13 protein-coding genes and 1 pseudogene are annotated in these 18,119 nt (G+C 39.7%); 6 read left to right on the forward strand and 8 right to left on the reverse strand.

All coding sequences use genetic code 11. From position 1 onward, the window contains the following. Positions 1-129 precede the first annotated feature (129 nt). The 3 genes from AC0KTX_RS14600 to AC0KTX_RS14610 all read right to left on the reverse strand — a co-directional run bounded on the left by AC0KTX_RS14600 (position 130) and on the right by AC0KTX_RS14610 (position 4,526). Positions 130-1,521 (reverse strand): NAD-dependent succinate-semialdehyde dehydrogenase, encoded by a 1,392-nt coding sequence (locus AC0KTX_RS14600; protein WP_474252851.1) that lies wholly within the window; start codon positions 1,519-1,521, stop codon positions 130-132. 96 nt (positions 1,522-1,617) lie between these two features. After that, complete coding sequence (gabT, locus tag AC0KTX_RS14605) at positions 1,618-2,919, reverse strand: 4-aminobutyrate--2-oxoglutarate transaminase (protein WP_474252852.1); 1,302 nt, start codon at positions 2,917-2,919, stop codon at positions 1,618-1,620. Positions 2,920-3,143: 224 nt separating this feature from the next. Continuing rightward, positions 3,144-4,526 carry an APC family permease gene (locus AC0KTX_RS14610; protein WP_474252853.1) on the reverse strand — a complete coding sequence of 461 codons (1,383 nt, stop codon included), beginning with the start codon at positions 4,524-4,526 and terminating at the stop codon, positions 3,144-3,146. Between the two features lie 341 nt (positions 4,527-4,867). On the opposite strand from AC0KTX_RS14610, the gene gabR reads away from it, so the two are divergent. Next, the gene (gabR, locus tag AC0KTX_RS14615; RefSeq protein ID WP_474252863.1) at positions 4,868-6,283 is read left to right on the forward strand and encodes a MocR-like transcriptional regulator GabR; all 1,416 of its coding nucleotides are present in this window, start codon (positions 4,868-4,870) and stop codon (positions 6,281-6,283) included. 687 nt (positions 6,284-6,970) lie between these two features. Here gabR and AC0KTX_RS14620 read toward each other — a convergent pair. Next, the gene (locus tag AC0KTX_RS14620) at positions 6,971-7,576 is read right to left on the reverse strand and encodes a hypothetical protein (protein WP_474252854.1); all 606 of its coding nucleotides are present in this window, start codon (positions 7,574-7,576) and stop codon (positions 6,971-6,973) included. 714 nt (positions 7,577-8,290) lie between these two features. Between AC0KTX_RS14620 and AC0KTX_RS14625 the strand changes: the two genes are divergently transcribed. The 5 genes from AC0KTX_RS14625 to AC0KTX_RS14645 all read left to right on the forward strand — a co-directional run bounded on the left by AC0KTX_RS14625 (position 8,291) and on the right by AC0KTX_RS14645 (position 14,313). Beyond that, positions 8,291-10,219: a sigma-54-dependent Fis family transcriptional regulator gene (locus tag AC0KTX_RS14625; RefSeq protein ID WP_474252855.1), complete on the forward strand. Its 1,929-nt coding sequence runs from the start codon at positions 8,291-8,293 to the stop codon at positions 10,217-10,219. A 206-nt stretch (positions 10,220-10,425) separates the two neighbouring features. Continuing rightward, positions 10,426-11,412: a thiamine pyrophosphate-dependent dehydrogenase E1 component subunit alpha gene (locus AC0KTX_RS14630; RefSeq protein WP_474252856.1), complete on the forward strand. Its 987-nt coding sequence runs from the start codon at positions 10,426-10,428 to the stop codon at positions 11,410-11,412. A 28-nt stretch (positions 11,413-11,440) separates the two neighbouring features. Beyond that, the gene (locus AC0KTX_RS14635; protein ID WP_474252857.1) at positions 11,441-12,460 is read left to right on the forward strand and encodes an alpha-ketoacid dehydrogenase subunit beta; all 1,020 of its coding nucleotides are present in this window, start codon (positions 11,441-11,443) and stop codon (positions 12,458-12,460) included. Between the two features lie 34 nt (positions 12,461-12,494). Continuing rightward, positions 12,495-13,865 carry a 2-oxo acid dehydrogenase subunit E2 gene (locus tag AC0KTX_RS14640; RefSeq protein ID WP_474252858.1) on the forward strand — a complete coding sequence of 457 codons (1,371 nt, stop codon included), beginning with the start codon at positions 12,495-12,497 and terminating at the stop codon, positions 13,863-13,865. A 274-nt stretch (positions 13,866-14,139) separates the two neighbouring features. After that, entirely contained in the window at positions 14,140-14,313 is a 174-nt protein-coding gene (locus tag AC0KTX_RS14645) for a hypothetical protein (protein WP_474252859.1), read from the forward strand. A gap of 456 nt (positions 14,314-14,769) precedes the next feature. On the opposite strand, the pseudogene AC0KTX_RS14650 reads toward AC0KTX_RS14645, so the two are convergent. The 4 genes and pseudogenes from AC0KTX_RS14650 to AC0KTX_RS14665 form a co-directional block, all read right to left on the reverse strand. Beyond that, positions 14,770-14,890 (reverse strand): annotated as a pseudogene (locus AC0KTX_RS14650) (glycosidase); the annotation flags it as partial. Between the two features lie 54 nt (positions 14,891-14,944). Beyond that, positions 14,945-15,886, reverse strand: a complete 942-nt coding sequence (locus tag AC0KTX_RS14655) for an MTP-1 family protein (RefSeq protein ID WP_474252860.1) — start codon at positions 15,884-15,886, stop codon at positions 14,945-14,947. Positions 15,887-16,602: 716 nt separating this feature from the next. Beyond that, complete coding sequence (locus AC0KTX_RS14660; RefSeq protein WP_474252861.1) at positions 16,603-17,100, reverse strand: macro domain-containing protein; 498 nt, start codon at positions 17,098-17,100, stop codon at positions 16,603-16,605. A 532-nt stretch (positions 17,101-17,632) separates the two neighbouring features. Beyond that, a partial coding sequence (locus AC0KTX_RS14665; protein ID WP_474252862.1) for an Rpn family recombination-promoting nuclease/putative transposase occupies positions 17,633-18,119 on the reverse strand: 487 nt, incomplete at its 5' end.

The following is an 18,119-nucleotide window of genomic DNA, read 5'->3' on the forward strand; positions in this document are numbered from 1 at the left end:
CTAATCAAGGAATCGGGTTCATGTCTCCTTTTTTGTTCGGATGTAAATTTATGTTAGTGAATTTGCTCATCTACAGTATCTAATTGCAAATGAACAGCTGTTAAAAGCTTCCTTCAAAGAGTCCTTCATCTACAAATCCCCGATTGACAAATATTTCGTTTCCAAATACGGTTCAATGCCTTCCAATCCACCTTCACGGCCGATTCCGCTTTCTTTCATTCCTCCAAAAGGAGCGTGGGCAGCAGATGGAGAACCGTCATTCCAGCCGATAATTCCGAAATCTAAATGCTCATGCAGATAGATGCCTGTTCTATAGTCATTTGTAAAAAAGTAAGCGGCCAGACCATAAGGCGTGCTGTTTGCAATATTAACAGCTTCTTCTAATTCCTGAAACGTTGTGATTGGCAAAATGGGGCCAAATGTTTCCTCCTGCATAATCTTCATGTTTACCTTGACATCTTTGAGAACCGTCGGATAAACAAAGAAATAGCCTTTTTCCTTATTTGCATTGTATTTATTGCCGCAAAGAACTTTAGCACCCTTACTGATTGCATCGTTTACTTGCGAGACAATCTTATTAAATCCTTTTTCATTAATAACCGGACCTATCTGAGTGCCTTTTTCCAATCCATTTCCAACTTTTAATTTACTGACTTCTTTTGTTAATTTTTCAGCATATTCCTCTACAATGCTTTCATGCACCAGAACTCTGTTTGCACAGATACATGTTTGACCGGCATTTCTAAACTTGGAAGCTATCGTTTGTTCTACCGCCAAGTCAATATCCGCATCTTGAGCAACAATGACCGGTGCGTGGCCGCCTAATTCCATTGATACATGTTTAACCGTATTGGCACTGTTTCTGATCAATAATTTTCCTACAGGGGTCGACCCTGTAAACGTAATTTTTCTGACATATTTGCTTTCCGTAAATATTTTTCCTACCTCACTGCCATAGCCGTTGACACATTGAATGACATCAGCTGGTATACCCGCTTCATGAGCGAGCTCAATCAATTTCATCGTGGTTAACGGGGTTTCTTCTGCCGGTTTAACAACGAATGTACATCCAGCTGCCAATGCCGGTGCAGCTTTTCTTGTCATCATCGCAGCCGGAAAATTCCAAGGAGTAATGGCTGCAACCAATCCCACCGGCTGGCGGCTGACAATAATACGTTTGGATTCCGTATTTGCAGGAATTGTCCGTCCATAAAGCCGCTTCGCCTCTTCTGCATACCAATCAATGTAACTAGTTGCATAATCAACTTCACCCAATGATTCGTGCAAAGGTTTACCGCTTTCCATTGTCATGATTTTTGCAAGATCATCTTTATGTTCCTGGATTTTTTTAGACCAAGCTTTTAATAATCTCGATCGTTCATGCGCATTTACTTTGGACCATTTTTGAAAACTTTCATGCCCTCTCCGCAATGCAAGATTAATCTCTTCTTCTGTATCCGCCTTGATTTCCTGAATCAATTCACCTGTTGCAGGATTCGTAACTCTAATCGTTGCTGCCATCAAGGTTTACCTCCCTTTGGGGTTTTCTTTGCCGGAATAAATAACGGCAACTGATTTTAATTCCCGGCAATTTTATCTTTAGTTTCTTCACCCGGTTCATTGAGCAAAAGCTTTTTCCAATATGGATAACCCTTTATTTAATTCCTCGTCCGTAATAACCAACGGAGTTAAAAAGCGTATAACATTTCCATCAATACCAGCAGAAAGCAATAATAGGCCATGTTCATTCGCATATTTCACAATTTGATTCGTTTTCTTTTTATCAGGCCGTTTGTTTGTCCGGTTTTCAACGATCTCCACCGCTACCATAGCACCTAAGCGGCGAATTTCCCCAACAAACTCATGTTTCGCTTGTAATTCAAGCAGTTTTTTCTCAATCTTTTGTCCCAGTATTTCTGATTTTGTGAGCAAATCCTCTTGTTCGATGATATCAATGACTGCCAATGCGGCGGCACAAGCTACAGGATTTCCGGCATACGTTCCACCCAGTTCGCCCGGATCGGCGGCATTTAAAATTTCCGCCTTGCCTACAACACCGCTTAAAGGCAACCCGGCAGCCAATGACTTGGAAACAGTAATCAAATCCGGGACAACATCAAAATGTTCAATTGCAAATAATTTGCCTGTACGGCCAAAACCAGTTTGAATTTCATCTGCCACAAAAACAATACCATGATTATCACAGAAGTCCCTGACAAATTTGACAAATTTCTTCGGCGGGATAATAAAACCGCCTTCCCCTTGAACAGGTTCCATTACAATACAAGCTACCGTTTCAGGTGCCACAGTAGCAGCGAAAAACTTCTTGAATTCTTCAATCGTCCAATCAATATATTGCTCATCAGTCATATGATCCGGCTTTCGGTACAAGTATGGATAAGGAGCTTGGTACACTTCTGGAGCAAAAGGACCAAATCCGAATTTATACGGTTTGACTTTGCTCGTCATGCTCAACGTCATATTCGTTCTTCCATGAAACCCTCTGACAAATGAAACGACCGCTTGTCTGCCTGTAAATTTACGGGACACTTTAACTGCATTTTCGACTGCTTCCGCACCCGAATTAAAAAGAATAGCTTGTTTATTAAAGTCGCCTGGGGTAATTTGGCACAATTTTTCCGCAAGCTTAATGTATCCTTCGTACATGATCACATTAAAACCAGGATGCAAAAATTTATCGACCTGCTCTTTTACGGCAGCCGTTACTTTAGGATGACTATGCCCTACATTTAAAGTTCCAATTGCACCCGCAAAATCGATCCATTCATTCTGGTCAATGTCAATGATGGTAGCCCCTTTTGCATGATGCGCAATACTTAAATTCCCATTGCTTACCCCTTTGGGAATAAATTTTTTCCGTTTAGCTTGTAAGTCTTCCATCGTTATCGATGATGCCATCTTTTAATAGCCTCCTCAAAATCAATGTATATACGCATTATGTCAATTTTCTGTTATATTGAAAAGTACCAGTTTTCTGATTTTTCAGGTACCAGTTAAAACGTTAAACACTCTTTATAAAGCTAGGGACATAGTAAAACTTAAAATGCACACTGTTCTCATTTACCTTCCAATTCACTTTCTATATAAATTAGAAATCCTTCAAAGGGGATTCTCGTCAAAGGCTAAGTCGACGAGACATCTTTAAATTTTTTCACAGAGTCTTTTCTAGAACCAAACAGATACAAGATTGTTCCGATTCCATACCACCCAAACACAATTAACCATTCCATAGGCCAAACAAGCGCAGATGGCATTCCAGGTAAATAAAAAGTAATAAATATAATACTTAAAATTATGGCAATGACTCCAGTTAATTTCCAATTTCGTATCTTATATGGACGTTCTAATTCAGGTTCTGTTTTTCTAAGTTTCATAAATGAGATGGAAACAAGCATATAACCGATGACAATTCCAATGCCACCAGCATTTACAAACCAGTTTAGAGCTGAATGCCCTAAAAATGGTGCAAAAAAACCAAGTAATCCTAAAAAGATAATGCCATGTGTCGGTGTCTTATATTTTGGATGAATGTAAGCAAACCATTTTGGAATCATCCCTCTCTCCGCCATGGCAAATAAAATTCGACTTCCACCAATAATGAATGCATTCCAACTTGTCACGATTCCGGCAACCCCACCAATCACAAGAATTGTTCCAAACACTGGACTTCTAAATAGATTCGTCATTGCATCAGCAGTAGCAAGTCGGGTAACCTCGAGTTGAGACGGTGTTAATCCAACTGATACCCCATATGCAATTAAAATGTAGAAAACAATGGCCAGTATAATAGAAAAAATAAGTATCCTACCTATTACTTTTGGTGGTGCTTTTACTTCTGAAGCGATTTGCGGGATAACATCGAACCCTACAAATAGGAATGGAATCATGATAAGAACGGTCATCACTCCCCCCACTCCTTCTCCAAGAATTGAATTCGTATGCTCTGAACCTCCATTTGCAAATGCTCCAAAAACTAAAACTAAGCCTATTAAAATAACAGCAATAGTTAAAATATTTTGAAAAATAGCAGCCGGTTTAATTCCAAAATAATTCATCGATGTCAACAACAGCGAACCAAAGGATCCAATCAAAACCCAAGTTAAATAAATATCCCATCCTCCGAGATTCCATAAAAAGAGTTGGTGATCAACAGGAATTATATAATCAATGACGGTAGGTAATGCAACTGCCTCAAAGGTAATAACTGATACATATCCAAACAAGACACTCCATGCAGCAATATATCCCAACCTATCATTAAAGGCTCGCTGGACGAACACTAATCCACCGCCAGTTTCAGGTATTGCAGCTGCTAACTCTGCATAGGTCAGACCAATAAAAGTAACAAGCAGCCCACCAAACAAAAAGGCAATTGCCGTTCCTAGAAAACCTGCTTTACTTATCCAATCACCAGAAAGAACAACCCATCCCCATCCAAGCATTGCTCCAACAGAAAGAAATAGAACATCGGCTCTTGACATTGATTTTGAAAATTTATTACTCATTACTCTCACTCCCTTTTAAATTTATTAAGAAAGTATTATTATAAAACATTGTAGAAAACAAAAGCTTTGTTCCGTCACATACGAATACATAATTAGAAAATGCACATTTCTATAACCATCTCCACAGCTTTTGCATTAATAACGGAAATCGCATAGACTAAAAACAATTCTAAGGCAAAATAAAAGCCTGCATCCCCTTACATTTTTATCTTCTTTTTATGTTACTATTTCTAACATCATTTGTCCTGATAATTTACACTGATAATAAATAATATTATGATAAATACATTAAAAGAAAAGTACCAGTTTTCTGATTTTTCAGGTACCAGAGGGAGAGATAGATCATGATATTTTTTCAAATAGATAAAAAGGATAAGTCAAATCATATCTATCAACAAATTTATAAATCGTTAAAAGAAGCGATTTTAGAGAGAAAGATTCCTACCAATGAGAAATTGCCTTCCAAAAGAAAATTAGCTGAAAAATTAGGAGTGAGCATTAATTCGGTTTCAAATGCGTACGAGCAGCTCCTGGCTGAAGGATATATTTACGCAATTGAAAGAAAAGGCTACTATGTGGAAAAAATTACACAGTTCAACAATCAAAAAGATGCCAAACTGAACTTTCCAGATGATTTAAAAGAAGAATTCTCCAAGAAAGATGAGGGATGGCTTTCCTTATCACATATGACGGCTGACATCTCTATGTTCCCGTTTAAAGAGTGGATGAAATGTGAAAAAATAGCAATCAAAAATCACAAAAACGAACTTTCGGACATTTCTCATCCTCAAGGTCCTTACCTTGTGAGAAAAACCATCTCGAGGATGATTGCGCTTACACGAGGCGTTAAATGCGAACCGGAACAAGTGATTATCGGCCCCGGGACACAGCCCTTGATACGTCAAGTGTTGGGCATGCAGAGGGAAAATATAAAAGCTGCAATTGAGAACCCTGGGTATTCTCGCATCTACCAATTATTAAAAGATATGAATTTTGAAGTTTTTCCAATCGATCTTGATAAAAAAGGAATAGACATCAAAAAAGTGGAAGCTTTAAATCCACATTTCCTTTTTATCACCCCGTCACACCAATTCCCGACCGGAATAATTATGCCTATTTCAAGAAGAATTGAACTTTTGAATTGGGCCTCGGCTTCTGAAGGAAGGTATATTGTAGAAGACGATTACGACAGTGAATTTAAATACGGAACGGACAATATTCCGTCGTTGCAAAGCCTGGATCGGAATCAACGCGTGATTTATGCAGGAACATTCTCCAAAACGATAATGCCAAGTTTCCGAATCAGTTATCTCGTTTTGCCTCCCGATTTATTAAGAGAGTACAAAAGACATTTTTCATATTGGATACAGGGAAGCAATACACTGAATTTATTTACGCTTCACTATTTTATTGAAAGCGGCGAGTACGCAAAACACGTCAAGCGCATGAACAATCACTATGAGATGAAAAGAGAAAACCTGATTAAGGAATTGAAATGGAAATTTCGAAATGGCATTAAGATTAAAAATGTGCCGGCAGGACTTCATTTCATTGCGGAATTCAAAACAGATAAAGGGTATAAAGAAATTGAAGAAAGAGCAAAAAAAGAAAAACTTGAAATATACTCCATGAAGAGGTTCAATTTACTAGGTAATATCGAAGAAGGAAAAAAAATTATTTTGGTTATCGGATTTGCCAATATAAAAAATGAAGACATACCAGTTGCCGTAGATAGGTTGTACCGTATAATTTACTAAAAAAAGTTCTACAACAACAACTTTACATCGAACGAATTGTCGCTTTAGGAACAATGCCATAATATTTTAAAAGGGATGATAAAAATTTCTAATTCTATTTGCGCGGTGACCTTGATTCTTTCACTTAGAAATCTGTAAGTTAACAGAAATTGATCAGTTTTATATACAATCCTTTCAAGAACAAAAAGAAAGGATATTTCTTTCATGCCATGGCCTATGGGGGAAGGTTCTTAAAAGCCTTCATCCCATGAGTCATGCTAGAAAGCGAACCGCATAGTCGAAAAAGCATATAAAGAAAGTCCCAGGGAACACAAATTATTTGTAGATTTCAACTCTTGACGACGTTGCGGAAAAAATAACAAACGATTGCACATTCAAAAAGCGGAAAAATGACCAAAAACTTTTTAATCCGCCTTTTATAAAAAGCCTCTCCTTATCATTTTCCTGCAAGGCAAGGAGACTGGCAAAAAAATCATTCAATTCAACTAAACACCAGCTTTCAAGAAATGTCTATAAAAAACCCCTTATAAAAGAAACTTGTAGCCCCCCAATTTCAAGGAGGACCTCTACAACAAATTGCTTTACATTACAAAACGTCGTCTCTCATCATAGATGAAGTTATGTCCTCTTCCTAGCATTGCCGTTCAAGAGAGGTCTATTTTTAATTTCAGTGAATGTGTTGAATGGTCAATTATGTGTTTTTAATAAGTGAAGTTCTTCCTCCGTGCGGGCAATGCGGCTAATTTGGTAGTCCAACCGTTGATGAATATGGATGATGTCTTCTTTTGTCGCCATCTCACGGCGAATGTGGGCAATCTCATGGATAATGCTATCCTGAAGGCTGCGCTGTTCAATCTGATTGTCACGAATGGCTTTCACCATTTTTACGTTTTCATCCATTTGCATTTTTAACAAATAAAGTTCTTCCTCCTGCTTGTCCATTCTCTTGTTTAGCGTTTCGACATCTTGTTTGAGACCTTGAACATCACATTTTAGTGTTTCAACGTCTTGTTTGACACCTTGAACATCGTCTTTTAATGTTTCAACGTCTTGTTTGACACCTTGAACATCACATTTTAGTGTTTCAACGTCTTGTTTGACACCTTGAACATCACATTTTAGTGTTTCAACGTCTTGTTTGACACCTTGAACATCGTCTTTTAATGTTTCAACGTCTTGTTTGAGAGTCCTCACCTCTTCCTTCAATATGTTCATATCTTGTTTGACGCTCTTCATGTCTTCCGCCAAGCCTTGAACGAGATCCATTAATTGAAAGAGTAGCTGTTCTTGCACTTGCGCACCTCCTTGCTTTTTCAGGATATGACATTTCCACAGGAGATGGATTGGAACTGAGGAGTTAAGAAGAAGGAGAAGCAATCGAGGAAATGTCTTTCAAAACCATCTTAGCATATATCGGCCAAAACAGCTATATGAGTGAAAACATTCTTTTGGTTGCACACTCTTGCCGGACGGCTTCAATCGTATCTTGTAGAGCCGTAAAACGCCATGAGGCAGTAAATGAACTGTTACAGTTATGTTAGCCTTTCCAGAAAAAAGAAAAAGGATTTTCCGCAAACATGCTGAAATCATTCAAGTAGAAGCAATGGAATAGGAATAAAAAACTTTTCACAAACCGATTTGCGATGTTTTAATGAAGCCGCCCTTCCCAAAAAACCGACTTTATGTCGAAAAAACGTATGATTGCTAACACGTATCTTCACTGTTTGTTTTTCCGTCTATCATACGGGTGTGCGGCGTATATCGTATAGAATCATTTCAAAGTCTGATGGTACAAGAAAAAAGCCCGAAACACAAGTCTGAAAAAGCTGTAGAACCTGCTCTACTCCCAATTTAAAAATGGCAGCGATCCCATCATCTATCAGTTTGCACGCTCAAAACATCAACGAATCGAATCATAACCACCGCTTTATTTTAATGATATAATAAACGATAAACTAAGTTCACGGATGGGAGACCACACCTTAAAATGCTGCGGAGGTGTTTTTCGTGTACAGTCAGCGGGAGGATGTCAAAAAAATGTGGAAGCGCTTTATTTTTGAAAACGAACTGACCGATAAACTTTCCCCTATTGTCAAAGACTCATGGATTCGCTCAAACCAATGGAAAGTTGATCCTTTCCAGCCATACGGCCATATAAAAAAAATTCAAATGGAACGGTACAAAAGCCTTATTGATTGGTTCGCACCTTTAATGGAAGGTCTTTATTCCATCGTAAAGGGCTCAGGATTTTTAGTCATTCTTTGCAATGAAAAAGGACAGCTTTTAAAATCAATCGGCGATCCGAACACATTGGAAAAGGCGGCTCAAATCGGCTTTGTCGAGGGGGCGGATTGGAGCGAACAAACGATGGGCACCAATGCGATTGGCACCTCCATTGTGATGGATCAACCTGTACAAATATTTGCTGAAGAACATTATTCACAAATATGCCAATCATGGACTTGCTCCGCTGCCCCAATTCATGATTCAAAAGGCAGAATCATCGGTGTTTTAAATGTATCAGGCCCATATGAAAAGGTGCATCCTCACACACTAGGGATGGTTGTGTCAGCAGTCAGAGCTATTGAATATCAATTGAAGTTGAATGAAAATGCAGAAAAAAATATCATGATGCAAAGGTTTTTAGAAGCGACAACCAATAATATGAAAGAAAGCATCCTTATTATTGATACGAAAGGTATCATTATTAAGGCTAACGATCAGCTGAAAAAATTGCTTTGTCTTGTGCAATCATGTCTGGAAGGAAAAACGATTGACGAGCTTTTTACAAATAAAGATATTGTTTCCAATGCACCTGTTTCTCTTCACAATCAAGAATTGCACTTAAAAGTAAAACCTACAAAAACAATCCATCATGTCATGGTCGATAAAATCCCGATTTATAAAGATCAACAATGGATCGGTTCGATGATCATGCTGAAAGAAATCGAAAAAGTGCGCCAATTTGTCAATCATCTTTCCGGCAACCAGGCAAAAATAACGTTTGATGAAATAATCGGACAGCATCCTTATTTCATTCAAAAAGTCAATGAAGCAAAACTTTCGGCAGCGACCGACTCAAACGTTTTAATACTGGGAGAAAGCGGAACAGGAAAAGAAATGTTCGCACAGGCCATCCATAATGAAAGCAAGCGCAAAAACAAACCATTTATCGCGATCAATTGCGGCGGAATTCCCCGCGATCTTCTCGGAAGCGAGCTGTTCGGCTATGTAGACGGTGCTTTTACCGGTGCTAAAAAAGGAGGCAGTGCGGGAAAATTTGAACTTGCTGACGGCGGCACCCTTTTTTTAGATGAAATTGGCGAAATGTCTTTGGAAATGCAGGTTCTCCTTTTACGGGTCATTCAGGAAAAAGAAGTGGTGCGGATCGGCGGCCATAAAGTCATTCCGGTCGACGTCCGAATTATCGCCGCTACAAACAAAAATCTTCGAGAAGAAGTCAAAAAGGGAAGCTTTCGGGAAGATTTGTTCTTTCGCCTCAATGTCATGCCAATCACGCTGCCGCCTTTGCGAGAAAGAAAAGAGGATATACCGCTTCTTGCCCGCCACTTTATCGATAAACTTAGCAAAAAATTAAACAAACCGTTTCCAGACATCATGCCTGAATTTCTACAAGTGCTCATGCAGTACGATTGGCCCGGGAATATCCGCGAATTGCAAAATATACTTGAAAGAACATTAAACAGGAGTACAAAATCGATTTTATCCGCCAAAGATTTGCCGGAAGAAGTGTATCAAATGCTACCAGGACAAAAAAAAGAGGAAATGTGTGTGAATAGAGATGAAATGAAAAAACAGTCCATCATTCAGGCGTTGCATCTATTTAACGGAAATATTACGAAAGCAGCCAAGCATTTAGGAATCTCCAGAAGTACTTTTTACAGACAAATGAAAAAATTCAACATCCTCTATTAACTAGACAACTGTTTCATTTTGTATCAAATTGTATCATTATGTAACGAAAAAAGTGTCCCAAATGGGACACTTTTTGTTTCTTAGCAAGATTTTAAATCACAAACGTGATTCTTGTGATTCACTTTTTCTAGGCTAATGAATGTTGGCACGTTTTTTGCATAGATAATAATTGAAAACGTTTACTTTTATTAAAGGAGGAGAGCAAGTTGACTATTTCCATCGACCATCTTCAATGGATGTATGAAACGATGTACAAAATTCGTTACTACGAGGACAAAATGGCAGAAGCTTACACAGAAGGAAAAAACCCTGTTTTTAATATTGGTGCGGGACCTGTGCCAGGTGAAATGCATCTTGCAACAGGACAAGAACCGGCTGCTGTCGGCATATGTATTCATCTTAAGAAGGAAGATACGGTAACATCTCCACACCGGCCGCACCATCATGCGATTGCAAAAGGGGTCGATTTAAACAAAATGACCGCTGAAATTTTCGGGAAAGTTACAGGGCTGTGCAAAGGTAAGGGCGGACATATGCACTTATTCGACCCTGATGTCAAGTTTTCCTGTGGAGGTATTGTTGGAGCGGGTATTCCACATGCCGTTGGAGCAGCGCTAGCCGCAAAGAAAAAAGAAACGGATTGGGTAGCGGTTTCTTTTATTGGGGAAGGGGCTGCTAACCAAGGAGCTTTTCACGAATCGCTGAATATGGCAGCATTATGGAATCTGCCGCTTATTATCGTCATAGAAAATAATCAATATGGAATTTCTGTTCCAAAGTCTGCATCCACTTCTGTTCCATCAAATGATATCAGAGCTGCCGCTTATGGAATAAAAGGATATTACGTAAAAGACAATGACCCGGTCGAAATGTACAACGTATCAAAAGAAGCAGTAGAGCGGGCAAGATCAGGAGAGGGGCCATCCATTATTGAAATTGAAACGTATCGTTATTTAGGACATTTCCAAGGAGACCCAGAAGTTTACAGAGATAAACAGGAAATCACTTTACTTAGAGAAAAAGACCCGATTATTCGCCTGCGCCAAACCTTGTGCAACGAACACGGAATCGAAGAGCAAAAACTGAGCGAATTGGAAAATAGAGCAAAACAGGAAGTCGAAGACGCTTTTCAATTTGCACGGGAAAGCGAATATCCTAAGCCGGAAGATGCTTTAAAAGACCTTTTTGTTTAATCATTCGAAAAGAAAGGAGTTTATCAAAATGCAAAAAACAAAACAGCGCTTGCTAACGGGAAATAAAGCGATGGCAGAAGCGATTCGTTTAGAAATGGAAAGAGATCCAAACGTGTTTGTCATGGGAGAAGATGTCGGTGTATACGGAGGTATATTCGGATCAACAGAAGGATTATTTCAAAAGTTCGGTTCTGAAAGAATTATCGATACCCCGATTTCGGAAACAGCATTTATCGGAGCTGCCATTGGAGCCGCTTCAGAAGGAATGCGTCCGATTGTAGAATTAATGTTCGTCGATTTCTTCGGTGTGTGTATGGATCAAATTTATAACCATATGGCCAAAATTCCGTATATGTCAGGAGGGCGCGTAAAACTCCCGATGGTGTTGATGACAGCTGTTGGCGGCGGATATAACGATGCGGCTCAGCATTCGCAAACACTATATGCCACTTTTGCCCATCTGCCGGGAATGAAAGTAGTGGCGCCATCCACTCCGTATGATTTGAAAGGATTGATGATTTCGGCAATCCGTGATGATAACCCGGTCGTATTTATGTTTCATAAAACATTACAAGGGTTGGGGTGGATGGATCAATTAGATGCATCGGTCGGTCATGTTCCGGAAGAAGCGTATACAGTACCAATCGGCAAGGCCAATGTGGTAAGAGAAGGGACAGATATCACAATTGTAGGCATTCAAATGACGACCCATTACGCATTAGAAGCGGCCCAAAAGCTGGAACAGCAAGGAATTCAGGCAGAAGTCATTGATTTGCGATCGCTCGTTCCATTAGACAAAGAAACAATCCTTCAATCCATTAAAAAGACGCATCGTTTACTTGTCGTTGATGAAGATTATTTATCATATGGGACGACGGCAGAGATCGCCGCGATTGCGGCAGAAGATGGTTTGTATGATTTAGATGCACCAGTGAAACGATTGGCTGTTCCAAACGTGCCCATTCCATACAGCCGTCCACTCGAGCAATTTGTTCTGCCAAATGCCGATAAAATTTTTACCGAAGCAATGAAGTTAGTCAATGAATAAAATTGATTTCTCATATATAGGAGGCAGGCAGCCTATGCTAATCGAAGTAAAATTACCGCGACTATCTGATGATCATGATCAAAGCTTAATCACCTTCTGGCATGTTTCCGAAGGTGATACAGTCGAAAAAGGCGATACACTCTTGGAAGTCCAAACAGAGAAAGCCGTCTCGGAAATTGAAGCTCCAGAATCAGGTGTGGTCAAAGAAATTAGAAAAAAAAGAAGCGAGACCGCTGCGGTTGATGAAGTTTTAGCCATCTTGGAAACAAGCAATGACACGCCGACTGCATCTGCAAGCAAAGGAACAACGGCAACAGAGGAAGAACGGCAAGCTGTACCAGAAGTTCCGAAAGAAAGAAAAGCTGCTCCGCGTGTCAAAAAATTAGCGAGGGAACTCGGTGTCGATTGGCGTCTTGTCATTCCAACCGGTCCCAACGGAAAAGTCACGGAGGAAGATATTCAAAATGCGGTGAAGAAAAGCGAAGTAAAAGAGAAACAACCAAAACAGTTTATTATAGCCCCCCCTTCTGTGCGCAAAATTGCAAGAGAACACAATATCAGACTGGAAGAAGTGACACCGACAGGTCCTAACGGCAGAATCTTAAGAAGTGATATTGAGGCCGTCATCGCCAAACAAAAACTGGAACAAACAAATGCAGGAAATGAAGCGGCAAACAAAGAAGCCACGAAAGCAGAAATGAGCACACAAGCTCAAAGAAGAATCCCGCTTACTGGCATTCGAAAAATGATCGCAAAGGCGATGGTTCATTCAAAATCGGTTATTCCACATGTAACTCATTTTGATGAAGCCAATGTCACAAATCTTGTCTCCCATCGCGAAAGGGTCAAACCATTGGCAGTGGAAGAAAAAATAAAACTCACTTATCTCGCCTATGTCGTCAAAGCATTAACAGCCGTGCTTAAAAAATATCCAATGTTAAATGCTTCCTTAGACGATGAAAAGGAAGAAATCATTTTAAAAGACGAATATCATATCGGTTTTGCTGCCGACACCGAACGCGGTCTTGTCGTTCCGGTGATTAAACATGCAGATCAAAAGTCACTATTCAACATTGCCAAAGAGATCCAAGAGCTTGCGGAAAAAGCAAGAGACGGCTCAATCAAAGCAAATGAAATGACGGGAGCCACATGTACGATATCCAATATCGGATCCGCTGATGGATCATGGTTTACCCCCATTATCAATCATCCGGAATCATGTATAGTAGGCATCGGCAGAATCGAGAAAAAACCTATTGTTGTGAATGATTCCATTGAAATCGCTTCAATGATGGCTCTATCCCTCAGCTATGACCATCGCCTAATCGATGGCATGTTAGCGCAAAAAGCCTTAAACGAGTTAAAAAAATATTTAAGTGAGCCCGACCAATTGTTTGTAAAATAATACCATTAACCAACCACCCTACTGAAGTATGGAAATAGATGATAAAAGAAACGGATCCCGTTAAGAATGTAAAAAACATTCGTTATTCGTTTTTAAACAATCATTTACAGAATTTTTGCAAGGTAAATTTTCAATCCATTGTGTAGTGGACTTTGATTAGTTTTTTTCTGAAAGCTAAAAGTTTATCCTTTACCGGCCAAAAAAATCCCCTCTTAAGGTAGACCATCTAAAAACTGCTTTTGCATGTTCTCTGTTTGACTGTCTACCTGGGAGGGTGCTTTTTTGGGGACCTTTAGAAAACAACCAAGAAAGGCTCATCGATGAATGTTTAGGTGAAACACAAGATATCAACACTGAAGGCATGTGGATGTATGGTAAACTTATACCTAATCAAAGTATGGGAAAGTTTAAAGAGTTTTTTAAGGCTATGATGGAATTTCATGGTTAAAAATAACCTGCATAAATATTGGAAATCAGAATTACGGGTGGTACACAGAAGTACGAGATTGATCGTTTCGACATTAAATGGACCAATGGTTCCCGCAGGTGAAACATGTTTTCCGCTATGAAAAAGTAATGCTTTTCTATTAATCTGTGTACCACAAGTTGTCAAAGCTCCGATCACCGAAACATTTATTAGACCATTAAATACCAATAATATAGATGATATAAAGAAAAGAAGAGCTCTAGGATAAAAAGAACTTTGCCTGCTTATTTTGATACGACACAGTGAAAATAAAGTTATGAAGAACCACTTATAAAAGAACTTGATAAATTAGCAAGAATGTTAAAATTGGCAAGAAATATTAGATGAAGTTATGCTCATCAACAATGATAAAATACCCCATTAAACGGATGATTGTTATATTTGACCTTTTTTCTCTTCCGGATCAAATTTATTTAGATCATCCGCAATTGGTCTTTCTGCCATACGAAGCAGCAATATTAATTTCATCATCGTCTTTTGCCACCCCAGCATTAAATGGGCCAATAACTTCAAAACCTTCATGATGCGGCTTTACATTTTAAGCATGACAAGCGGGGTGCCTACGCAAACGAATCAATATTCATAGCAGCTCCTATCTTTCATATTTCAGAAACGGATCGATCATCGAAATCTTTTGAGCTTCCGCATCGCTGATTCCTGCATATAAATCTGCAGTACCATCAGCCTTGCGGATTAATCCGCCTGCAAAAACAACATTAATAAGATCAGGACGCTTAAAACTGCCTTCTAAAAAAACCGATCTCGTTGCGATCAGCTCTATATCTGAAAATTCCCCTGTATCCGGGTTCAAAGCAAACACCATCGGATAATAATAGCGGTTTTGCTTTTCATCAAAACAAGCAATATGACCGAGAACACCAACAAGGCCATTGGCAAGCAAGTGCGGCTCGTTGACTCCTCCCCACTCTTCATCAATAAACTGTCCCTCTAATATCGGAGCTTCTTCAGCCACCTCGCTTGTAAAATGGTCAAGAGACTGTATTCGGGTAAAGCCAATTTTCCCGCGTCCGCCTTTGTTTCCTTGCTGCCTCGTAAACACGCCAATCGATCCGTCTTTTAATTCAACCAGTCTTAAATCCTTCATGCCAATCGGACCTTTCGCAAATTCCTTTAATTCAGTTATGTTCTTTCCTTTATAAAGGAGCGTTCGCCAGCTATGTTCCCCCTTCTTTTCCGGGTGAGGAAAAACTTGAACGCCTCCAAAGATCAATTCACCGTCAATTTTTGTAACAAAAGGATCTTGGAGTGGAAAAACCGGCGCTCCTTCCCTCGGTATCCATTGACCGTTACGATTCACAAAGAAATATACTTCTGAGTGCTCGCTGTCCCGAGGTTCCACCCGTCCGGCAATGACAAGCTCTCCATTATCTTCAAATGGCGCCGAAATATTATAAACATCCCGTTCTCCCACACCTTTGAAAACTAATTTTTCCGGATTGAAAGGTTGTGGAGCGTTTTCAAGCTCTTTCAATAACACGGCGCATGTCTTGGCATGCGTCTTCCTCAACTTCACAAATGTTCCCCCCAAAAACTTGTTGTGATCAATGTTTCATAATATTCATTCATATTTAACACTCGCGCATGCTTAATAGTCAAGTAGTATCCTTAACCAATTAGAATCTCAAATAAAAAACAGTCGTGCTGAAGCGTTTTGATTCAATAAATAGTGTTCAAAGCAGTACTTCAAAAAAGAGTTTTCTTAAGAATACAAAATTTTTTACATTATTTTCAAAGTTTAAAAAATAAAAAGTGCAAGTTCTCACTTCCAGCCCAGCGAGGCTAGATTTCCCGACAAACAAGACCTATTGGCACCGCTTCCTTTTCTAAAAATCAATCTCCCTGATTTTCTAAATATTTAGTCGAAGTATCGGTGCAGCCTCTTTTTTATTCAGCATTTTTAAAGTGTTTTAAAAAATTTTTATACTGCAAGATTATAATAACCTTTTATATGTTCCAAAAATTGCAGGTGTTGAAAATGAAAAAGAAAGTAGCGAAGCAAGATATTGCAAATCGGTTGAATCTATCGAAAAATTCCGTATCACAAACATTCAGATACTTATTCACTTTGTATCATCGTCTTCCTTCTTGGCATAACTAGCGGGAGTGGTTTTGAGGCGGAAACAATGGGGTGAGTCCTTCAGAAGCAGACATATTCAGCCGGAAAAAGAAGGCGATGCAAACATCCAAATCCCAAAAGGAACGGAAAAAAAGTAAAACGCTCCGCTCCTTTTAGGAAATGCTGCTGTTTTCAGTGAATAACGATATAAACACTTTATCAATATCCACCACGATGAATTCAATATCTTTCACCGGCTCCAGCACTTCTTTGAAAATGGCGGCGACTTTTGTTTTGTCCAAATTTCCCACGCCCGTTCCTAAGGCGGGAAGAGCCACTTTGTCAATTCGGTTTTTTTGGCAATAATCCACTAAATGGTTTAAGCACGTTTTGACAATGTCATAAGAAGTCGCCCCTGCCGGCTCTTTCATGGTTACAAGATGAATGATTCCTTGAAAAGGAAGAGTTCCCGCATGGGTGACATAAAGATTGCCAGGCTGAGGATTTTGCTCCTTGCAAACGTTGATCGCTTCTTCTTCAATCGCTCGGCCGCCGGCTTTGCGAATTGCTGCCGCCACGCCTCCTCCCATCGGGCCGATTCCGTTAGCCGCGTTGCAAATGAACGAAACATTGTGCAGTTTCGTAATATCTCCTCGCATTGCTTTGATCACGTCGAGTCCTCCCTTCCTTGATAGTCAGTTGCTATACAATCATTGTAACATGCACGCCATTATCTTATATATATTGCAAGCCGCACTTGCAGCGATGACAGCCTTTCTTACCGTTTTCTCCACCGATGATATATTCGTAAAACAAGCTGTACGCCCATCACCTACTTTCCCCTCTCCATGCTGATTCTTCCGAATGACGTTTATATGTTTCATTTGGAATAGTATAGAAAAAGACCAAATTGTTATCTGAAAAAAAGGAAGAATATCAGTGGAAGTTTTCAAATGGTTTTCGCAAGTGAAAAACGTTCTTAACAATGATATATTGCATGTCCATCTGCTTCTTTAGCAAAACTAAAAACTCTTATAATTTCCATTGATGTTGCTCAATTTTATTCATTTCTTTTATAAACAATGTGCCTCAGTGCGGTGGGCAATGAATTCAGTACCGCCGTTATGTTTTCACACGTTCCATCCCTTCTTTGAAGGAATAACTAAACCGTTCCCAAACGAATTTCGACAAATGACAGGCGCTTTATTTCAGCCACTTTCGCACTTCCTCTTCCGCAAGTCCAGTGAGATGGGCAATGTCTTTCGCAGCCATTCCTTTCGCCGACATATGCCAGATCATGTTCTTCCGTTCTTCCTCCCGCCCTTGCTTTATCCCTTTTTCCAACCCTTCCTCCATCCCAGCGCGCCGCTCGCCCAAAAGGTTGGACAATTGATCCCGCAGCCATTTCAGCCGCATTTCATATGCGTAGCGATTTTCCGAACTGACGCTTAGCTTCTCCCACTCTTCCAACGCTTCGCGAATTTCTTGCTCGTTCATCGCCAACACCTCCAGTTCCTTGAGAATTGTCTCATCAATCTCTCGTTTTCGGGCATCCACCGCCGACAGCATCATCAACCAAGGCCACTCCGAAGATCGTTTGATCTCACGTCTGCATTTCTTCCATTTTACCATAAATTGTGATACATCAATGGCGTGAAATTCAAGATGCGCGCTCCAAAGAAATTGTTCT

The sequence above is a fragment of the Aeribacillus sp. JST-2 genome, assembly GCF_056032925.1.